This is a genomic window from Rhodococcus sp. NPDC019050 (assembly GCF_055664235.1).
This window is the reverse complement of sequence record NZ_JBVOON010000034.1, coordinates 1-7,757: the sequence shown is the minus strand read 5'-3', so window position 1 is coordinate 7,757 and position 7,757 is coordinate 1. Positions and strand designations below refer to the sequence as shown.

8 protein-coding genes are annotated in these 7,757 nt (G+C 66.1%); 7 read left to right on the top strand and 1 reads right to left on the bottom strand.

Features of this window, described 5'->3' with window-relative positions:
* Nucleotides 1-150: 150 nt before the first annotated feature.
* Nucleotides 151-2,076, bottom strand: coding sequence for an asparagine synthase (glutamine-hydrolyzing) (gene asnB / locus AC0B44_RS20985; RefSeq protein WP_471904674.1), 1,926 nt, complete (start codon nt 2,074-2,076; stop codon nt 151-153).
* A gap of 309 nt (nt 2,077-2,385) precedes the next feature.
* Here asnB and ctaC point away from each other — a divergent pair, with 309 nt between their 5' ends.
* The 7 genes from ctaC to AC0B44_RS20950 all read left to right on the top strand — a co-directional run bounded on the left by ctaC (nt 2,386) and on the right by AC0B44_RS20950 (nt 7,629).
* Nucleotides 2,386-3,441, top strand: a complete 1,056-nt coding sequence (gene ctaC, locus AC0B44_RS20980; RefSeq protein WP_471904673.1) for an aa3-type cytochrome oxidase subunit II — start codon at nt 2,386-2,388, stop codon at nt 3,439-3,441.
* 40 nt (nt 3,442-3,481) lie between these two features.
* Nucleotides 3,482-3,898, top strand: a complete 417-nt coding sequence (locus AC0B44_RS20975) for a cytochrome c oxidase subunit 4 (RefSeq protein ID WP_072699143.1) — start codon at nt 3,482-3,484, stop codon at nt 3,896-3,898.
* Between the two features lie 176 nt (nt 3,899-4,074).
* Nucleotides 4,075-5,031 carry a DUF808 domain-containing protein gene (locus AC0B44_RS20970; RefSeq protein ID WP_471904672.1) on the top strand — a complete coding sequence of 319 codons (957 nt, stop codon included), beginning with the start codon at nt 4,075-4,077 and terminating at the stop codon, nt 5,029-5,031.
* Nucleotides 5,032-5,309: 278 nt separating this feature from the next.
* Nucleotides 5,310-6,458, top strand: a complete 1,149-nt coding sequence (locus AC0B44_RS20965; protein WP_471904671.1) for a zinc-dependent alcohol dehydrogenase — start codon at nt 5,310-5,312, stop codon at nt 6,456-6,458.
* Between the two features lie 12 nt (nt 6,459-6,470).
* A complete protein-coding gene (locus tag AC0B44_RS20960) occupies nt 6,471-7,073 on the top strand; it encodes a hypothetical protein (RefSeq protein WP_471904670.1) in 603 nt (200 codons plus the stop codon).
* An 88-nt stretch (nt 7,074-7,161) separates the two neighbouring features.
* Nucleotides 7,162-7,428 carry a hypothetical protein gene (locus AC0B44_RS20955; protein ID WP_471904669.1) on the top strand — a complete coding sequence of 89 codons (267 nt, stop codon included), beginning with the start codon at nt 7,162-7,164 and terminating at the stop codon, nt 7,426-7,428.
* Between the two features lie 78 nt (nt 7,429-7,506).
* On the top strand, nt 7,507-7,629 hold the full coding sequence (locus AC0B44_RS20950) for a hypothetical protein (protein ID WP_471904668.1): 123 nt from the start codon (nt 7,507-7,509) through the stop codon (nt 7,627-7,629).
* The last annotated feature ends 128 nt before the right edge of the window (nt 7,630-7,757 follow it).

Here is a 7,757-nt window from a genome sequence, read left to right as displayed (position 1 = left end):
GCCCCCCCCCCCCCCCCCCCCCCCCCCCCCCCCCCCCCCCCCCGCCCCCCCCCCCCCCCCCCCCCCCCCCCCCCCCCCCCCCCCCCCCCCCCCCCCCCCCCCCCCCCCCCCCCCCCCCCCCCCCCCCACGACCGTTTCGTCGTACGGGGGTCAGACCTCGACGGGGTACGCCGGTTCCTGGATCTGCGGAACGATGCGTTCCTCGACGAAGATGCCGTGCCAGATCATGAACACCAGCACGGTCCACAACCGGCGGCTGTGGTCCACGGGGCCGGCGCGATGATCGTCGAGCATCTTGGTCACCGCGGCCTTGTCGATCAGGTGGTCGGTGCCGGACTCGGCGATCACCTGATGCGCCCAGTCGAACAACTCGGTGCCCGCGAGCCAGTGGCGCAGCGGCACGGGGAAGCCGAGCTTCGCACGGTGCAGCACATGCGCCGGGACGATGCCCTCGAGTGACTTGCGCAGCGCGTACTTGGTGGTGTCCTTGGTGATCTTCTGCTCGAGCGGGACCTGCGACGCCACTCGGTACACCTCGGGATCGAGGAACGGGACGCGCAGCTCGAGCGAATTCGCCATGGTCATCTTGTCGGCCTTGACCAAGATGTCACCGCGCAGCCACGTGAACAGGTCCAGGTGCTGCATCCGGGCGACCGGATCCCAGCCGGCCGACCGCGCGTAGATCGGCGCCGTGACGTCCTGGTGGGTCCATTCGGGACGGAACTCGCGCAGCACGGACCGCAACTGGGCATCGCTGAAGCTGCGCGCGTTGCCGTAGTACCGCTCCTCGAGGGGCATCGAGCCGCGGTGGAGCAGGCTCTTGCCACGGGTGCCTTCGGGAATACGGTCCGACAGCTTCCCTGCCGCCCGGCGCAGCGCCGGGGGAAGGAACTCGAACGGCCGCAGCGACAGCGGCTCCCGGTAGATGGTGTAGCCACCGAACAACTCGTCCGCGCCCTCGCCGGAGAGCACCACCTTGACGTGCTTGCGAGCCTCCTTGGCGATGAACCACAGCGGCACCAGCGCCGGGTCCGCGACGGGGTCGTCGAGGTACCAGACGATCTCGGGGATCGCCGCGGCGAACTCGGACGGGGAGACCACCCGGACCACATGCCGCGCACCGATCGCGGCTGCGGACTCGGCGGCCACGTCGACCTCCGAATAGCCCTGCCGCTCGAACCCCGCCGTGAAGGTGATGAGGTTCGGGTTGTGGCGCATCGCCAGAGCCGCGATGGCAGTCGAGTCGATGCCGCCCGACAGGAACGATCCGACGGTGACGTCGGCGCGCATGTGCTTGGCGACGGAGTCCTCGAGGGCCTCGGCGATCTCGCGATAGCGATCCTGCTCGCGGCCCGCCGCGAACGGCCGCACCGGGAAGGTCGGTTCGAAGTACCGGGTGATCTCGGGTTCCGCTCCCGGGGTCAGCCGGGCGTAGCAACCCGACTCGAGCCGGCGGATCTCCTTGTGCAGCGACTCGGGCTCCGGAACGTACTGCAGCACCGTGTAGTGCTCGACGGCGCGCGGATCGAGTTCGGTGCCGATGCCGATCACGTCGGCGAGCTCGAGCAGGCTCTTCTTCTCGCTGCCGAACGCGGTGCCCGCAGTGCCGGTCGCGAGGAACAGCGGCTTGATGCCGAACGGATCGCGCGCCAGGAACAGCTCACGGTCGACGGTGTCCCAGATGGCGAACGCGAACATGCCGCGAAGCCGGCGAACCGCCTCGGCGCCCCAGTGGTGGTAGGCCGCGACGATCGTCTCGCTGTCGCCTTCCGTCTCGAAGGTCGCGCCGAACTCGTCGGCGAGTTCCCGGCGCAGTTCGAGGTAGTTGTAGATCTCGCCGTTGAAGGTCAGGGCGTACCGGTCGGACTGCTCCGGAGGTCCCCAGCGCAGGGGCTGATGCGAATGCGCGATGTCGATGATCGACAGCCTGTTGAACCCGAAGACGAGGTCGGCATCGTTCCAGGTGCCGTGTTCGTCCGGGCCGCGATGCCGTAGGCAGTGCATCGCGGACGCCACCTTGGCGACGGCCTCGTCGCTGGTGCCGTCGGTGGTCAGAAACCCGAGCAAGCCGCACACGCGTTCGGTACCTCATTCCGGTCGGGGTGTCAGGAGCGAACCAGACGCCGAGCGCCGCGCAGGACCGTGGGAACTGTTCACCGGCGTTCGTCGTTGTTCCCCTTGGAGTATGCCGCAGACGGCCGGAAGGGTGAGTGGGCGGCATCGCGCAAAAACCGTCGTCACGTCCGTTCGCTCCGGGTGAATTCCCCGGCGCGACACTTTCTTCGTGCCCCGAGGATGGATAGCGGCCGGGTTTGGTCTACGCTGCGTAGTAATTGGGCTGGCCCTCTTGGTGTGCCCTACTGAAATTGCAGCGATCAGGAAGGCGTGAACGTGGCGCAAGGTCGGATCCTTCGGCGGTTCGGGCTCGCAGCATCACTCGGCATAGCAGCCTTGGTGCTGACCGGGTGTTCGAGCGAAGAAGTCCTTCGTTTCGGCTGGCCGGAGGGCGTGACCCCCCAAGCCGAGCGTATGCGTGACCTGTGGACGTGGTCGGTTGTCGCCGCCCTCGTCATGGGAATTCTCGTGTGGGCCCTCACCTTCTGGGTGATCATCGCCTACCGGCGACGGAAGGACTCCCCGGAGTTCCCGCGGCAGACGGCATACAACGTGCCGCTCGAGCTCGCGTACACGGCAGCGCCCTTCGTTGCTGTGTGTGTCCTCTTCTACTTCACGGTCGTGGTGCAGAACTACGTCCTGGACAAGGAAGACAACCCCAACGTCGTGGTCGACGTGACCGGTTTCCAGTGGAACTGGAAGTTCGGCTACCGCTCGATCGACCTGCAGGACGGAAGTCAGCCGTACAACGGCATCGACCAGGCCGCAGAGGATGCAGTGCAGTTCGACATCCCCAATGCGGATGACGAGCACGCCGAGCTGGGCCCCATTCACGGCGCTCCGGTCGAGGACCTGTCCTATCTGCACTACGACAAGATCGAGACGATCGGCACCAGCAACGAGATTCCCGTGCTGGTCCTCCCGACCGGTAAGAGCATCGAGTTCCAGCTCGCCTCGTCCGACGTCATCCACTCCTTCTGGGTGCCCGAGTTCCTGTTCAAGCGTGACGTGAACCCGAACCCGATCCAGAACAACTCCGACCCGATCTTCCAGATCACGGAGATCGAGCGTGAGGGCGCCTTCGTCGGTCGCTGCGCCGAGATGTGCGGCACCTACCACGCGATGATGAACTTCGAGGTCCGCGCGGTCAGCCCGGAGGACTTCGCTCGCTTCATCGAGCTGCGCAAGCCGGTCCAGGACGGCGGACAGGGACTGTCCAACGCCGCGGCGCTCGAAGCCATCGGCCAGAGCCCGGTTGCCACGTCGACCGTGCCGTTCAAGACCGACCGCACCGACCGTTCCGCGACCGTCGCCGCCGGCGAGTGACCCGTCTCTTCGCCTTTCATCGACAAGGACAAGTGCTGATATGAAAATCGAAGCCAAGCTCTTCGAAGTGACGACGGTGTTCTTCGTGCTCGTCGCGATCGTGTACGGAACCTTCACGGGTCTGTCCCGCACGGGTATCGAGTGGGCAGGTCTCACCGGCATCGTGCTGTCCGCCGGACTGACGCTGATCATCGGAACGTACTTCCGGTTCGTGGCCCGTCGTCTCGACACCCGGCCCGAAGATTACGAGGATGCCGAGATCAGCGACGGCGCAGGCGACCTCGGATTCTTCAGCGCGGGCAGCTTCTGGCCGATCCTGCTGGCGGGTTCGGCAGCCTTCGCGGCCATCTCGCTGGCCTTCTTCCAGCCCTGGATGATCGCGGGCGCCGTGGTGCTGATCCTCGCGGCTTCGGCCGGCTTGGTCTTCGAGTACCACATCGGTCCCGAGAAGCACTGAGCGCACTTTCTACGCCGACGCGGGCGCCGCACCTTCGGGTGCGGCGCCCGCCGTCGTTCGGGTGCACATCCCGTACCTGCGGTGACAGGCTGTTAGGCACGGATGGTGATTGGGTACCGTTTGGAGGTCGACCCGCGACCGCGTGTCGCTAGATCGACCGAATTGTGGAGGTTCCCGTGGCTGGTGGTCTCGTCGCCCTGTTGGACGACGTCGCGGCGCTCGCGAAAGCGGCAGCGGCATCGATCGACGACATCGGCGCTGCGGCGGGGAAAGCGAGCGTCAAGGCCGCGGGGGTGGTGGTCGACGACACCGCCGTCACTCCCCGCTACGTACACGGGTTCACGCCCGATCGGGAACTGCCGATCATTCGCAAGATCGCGATCGGCTCCATCCGCAACAAACTGCTGATCATCCTCCCGGTGGCGATGATCCTCAGCCAGTTCCTGCCGCAGGCACTGCCGTACCTGCTGATCGCGGGCGGTCTGTTCCTCTGCTACGAGGGGGCGGAGAAGGTCTACGAGGCGCTCACCGGTGGCCCTCACGCGGACGAGGACACAGCCGCGGAGAAGAGTGGCCCGGAACTCGAGAAGACGATGGTCAACGGTGCGATCCGTACCGACCTCATCCTGTCCGCCGAGATCATGGTCATCTCGCTGTCGTCGGTCGAATCCGAACCGTTCCTCACCCGCCTGCTGGTGCTGATTGTCGTCGCGTTCCTCATCACGGCGTTGGTCTACGGTGTGGTCGCGCTGATCGTGAAAATGGACGACGTGGGCTTGTCGCTCGCGCAACGGCCGTCGACGGCGGCGCGCCGGGTCGGCCGCGGACTGGTCGCGGCGATGCCCAAGCTGATGGCCGTGCTCACCGTGGTGGGCATCGCGGCGATGCTGTGGGTCGGTGGCCACATCCTGATCATCAATGTGGGTGAGGCAGGCTTCCACTGGCCGGCCGATCGACTCCACGATCTCGAACACTGGTTCGGCGACCTGGTCACCGGCGGGATCGGCGGCGTTCTGACCTGGACTTCCGGAACGGTGGTCTCGGCCCTGGTCGGACTCGTCGTCGGTGCACTGGTCGTCTTGATCATGCACCTGATTCCGAAGCGGAAGAAGAAGACCGCCCCGGCACACTGAACTTTTCGCGCTCGAGGTTGTTTGAGCGCGGAGCGGCCGGTTATCCGGGATGCGCCACCAAGGGTGGGCTGCACCCAGGTTCGCACTCGGCCACTTGTTGCGAACCTTCCGGGAGGACCTCGTCGGCGCCTGCGTCGGCGGGGTCCTCGCATGTTCGCACCACCGCGACGGCGGACCGGATGTCCGAACTCTGGGAGTCATCGCACGGCGGGTGCTTCGGACGTGTGCGAGCGGGTACTCGCCTGCCACGCAGAAACCGAGGAGAGCCGGGAGGCGACTTGAAGGCGATGGTGTACCGAGGGCCCTACAAGGTCCGGGTGGAAGAAAAAGACATCCCACGTATCGAGCATCCCAACGATGCGATCGTCAGAGTGCAGCGAGCAGCCATCTGCGGTTCGGACCTGCACCTGTACCACGGCATGATGCCCGACACGCGAGTAGGAATGACGTTCGGCCACGAGTTCATCGGCGTGGTGCACGAAGTCGGGCCGTCGGTCCGGAATCTGAAACCCGGCGACCGGGTGATGGTGCCGTTCAACGTCTATTGCGGTTCGTGCTACTTCTGTGCGCGCGGCCTGTATTCCAACTGTCACAACGTGAATCCGAACGCCACAGCGGTCGGTGGCATCTACGGCTACTCGCACACGTGCGGTGGCTACGACGGCGGCCAGGCGGAATTCGTGCGGGTGCCGTTCGCCGACGTCGGACCGGAGTTGATCCCGGAATGGATGGACGACGAAGACGCGCTCATGTGCACCGATGCGCTCGCGACGGGCTATTTCGGGGCGCAACTCGGCGACATCGGCGAAGGCGACACCGTCGTGGTGTTCGGCGCGGGGCCGGTGGGACTCTATGCCGCGAAATGCTCGTGGTTCATGGGTGCCGGCCGCGTCATCGTGGTGGATCACCTCGAGTACCGGCTCGAGAAGGCGCGGACCTTCGCGCACGCGGAAACCTACAACTTCGCCGAATACGACGACATCGTCGTCCAGATGAAGAAGGCCACCGATCATCTCGGAGCCGATGTCGTCATCGACGCGGTGGGAGCGGAAGCCGACGGAAACCTTCTGCAGCATGTGACTTCGGCAAAACTCAAACTGCAGGGTGGATCACCGATCGCGCTGAACTGGGCCATCGATTCGGTCCGCAAGGGCGGAACCGTCTCTGTGATGGGGGCCTACGGACCGATGTTCAGCGCCGTGAAGTTCGGTGACGCGATGAACAAGGGACTCACGCTGCGGATGAACCAGTGCCCGGTGAAACGACAGTGGCCGCGCCTGTTCGAACACATCCGCAACGGCTACGTCAAGCCCAACGAGATTGTCACCCACAGGATTCCGCTCGAACACATCGCGGAAGGTTTCCATATCTTCTCCGCGAAACTGGACGAGTGCATCAAGCCGGTCATCGTGCCGGCCGCCGGATGAGAGGACTGCGTCATGGCCGACCGTCAACTTCCGATCGCCTACATTCCCAGCGCACCCCAGCCGCCGGACCGGGAGGCACTGCGTGCACGCATCCCGGGGTGGGGAGTGGACCTCGACCCGGCTGACCGTCCGGCGGTGCCGAGAGAGCGCTTCGACCCCGAGGCGTCCGGCGCGCACTGGACATTTCCCGAGCGTCAGCACGAGAAGTGGCCCCGGGAACGCTCCGTCGAGCACGCCTTCGTCACGCCGGTGTTCGGTACGTCGTGCCCGCCCAAGGGCCTGTCCGGTGTGATCCGCAAGTACGCCTATCGCCGTTTCAGCGAAGGTCGTGCCGCCCACTGGCTGCTCCTGCTCGGGGCAGACCGCGTCGACGCGGTCGAGTCGCATCTGCGCTCGTTCGTCTCCGGGCGTCCGGACAACCCGGTCACCGAAACGGGAATCCGAGCGGAGTTCACCCACGGCGGGTCCCAGGCACTTGCGGACAGGACCCGAGTGGACAACTCCCACCGCTGGATGGATCCGATCCTTGTCGGTGCGCCCTGGCTGATGGCCGCGGGCGCGGGACTCGGCGTGGTCGCGCGGACGGTATCGAAGAGGTACCTCGCCGGTCGCTGACGGTGCTGCTCGTTCACAGGGCCGCTCGCCGACGTACCACGACGATCGCCGAAGGTTTGGTGCACCGGGCAGGGGAAACCCGAGAGCCATGACCAGTAACGAAGGACCCGCAGGCCGATACGACCCGGACGAGGATTCCGATTCCGATCCCGAGATGCTCACCCGCAACGCGCCTCTCCAGCCCAACCAGGCCGGGGAGAGGACGAGCCGGAACAGAAATGAGCCGACACCGGCGAGCACGGTGCGGCAGGACGAGGGTGAGGCGCCGAAGTGGGGGAGGGCAGCGAGACGACAGGAGCCGGACGCCGCACCGAGGCACTCGGGCGTGGACTCGCCCGTGTACACGGTTCGTTGAACGTGGCCGGCGGACACCGCGGAGGGACATCGCAACGCCCGCCGGGTCGGGGTCGGCACGGCGGCGACCCTTCTGGCCGTGGACCTGACATACGTCCCGGCGGGCAGGATCCCGAAGACTTATCTGCTCGACGCGGCGATGGAAGCGGCTCTGCTCGTGGGGTGGGGAGTGCAGGCCGCCGGTGGGGGAGCGAAGCGCTGACACCGACACAACGAGCGAGGCCCCGAACCTTGAAGGCGGTTTCAAGGGGTCGACGCAACACCGCTGTTAGTTGGTGGTGATTAGATCACGCAGACGCTCGGCTGGGGTATCCCAGCCGAGCGTTTTGC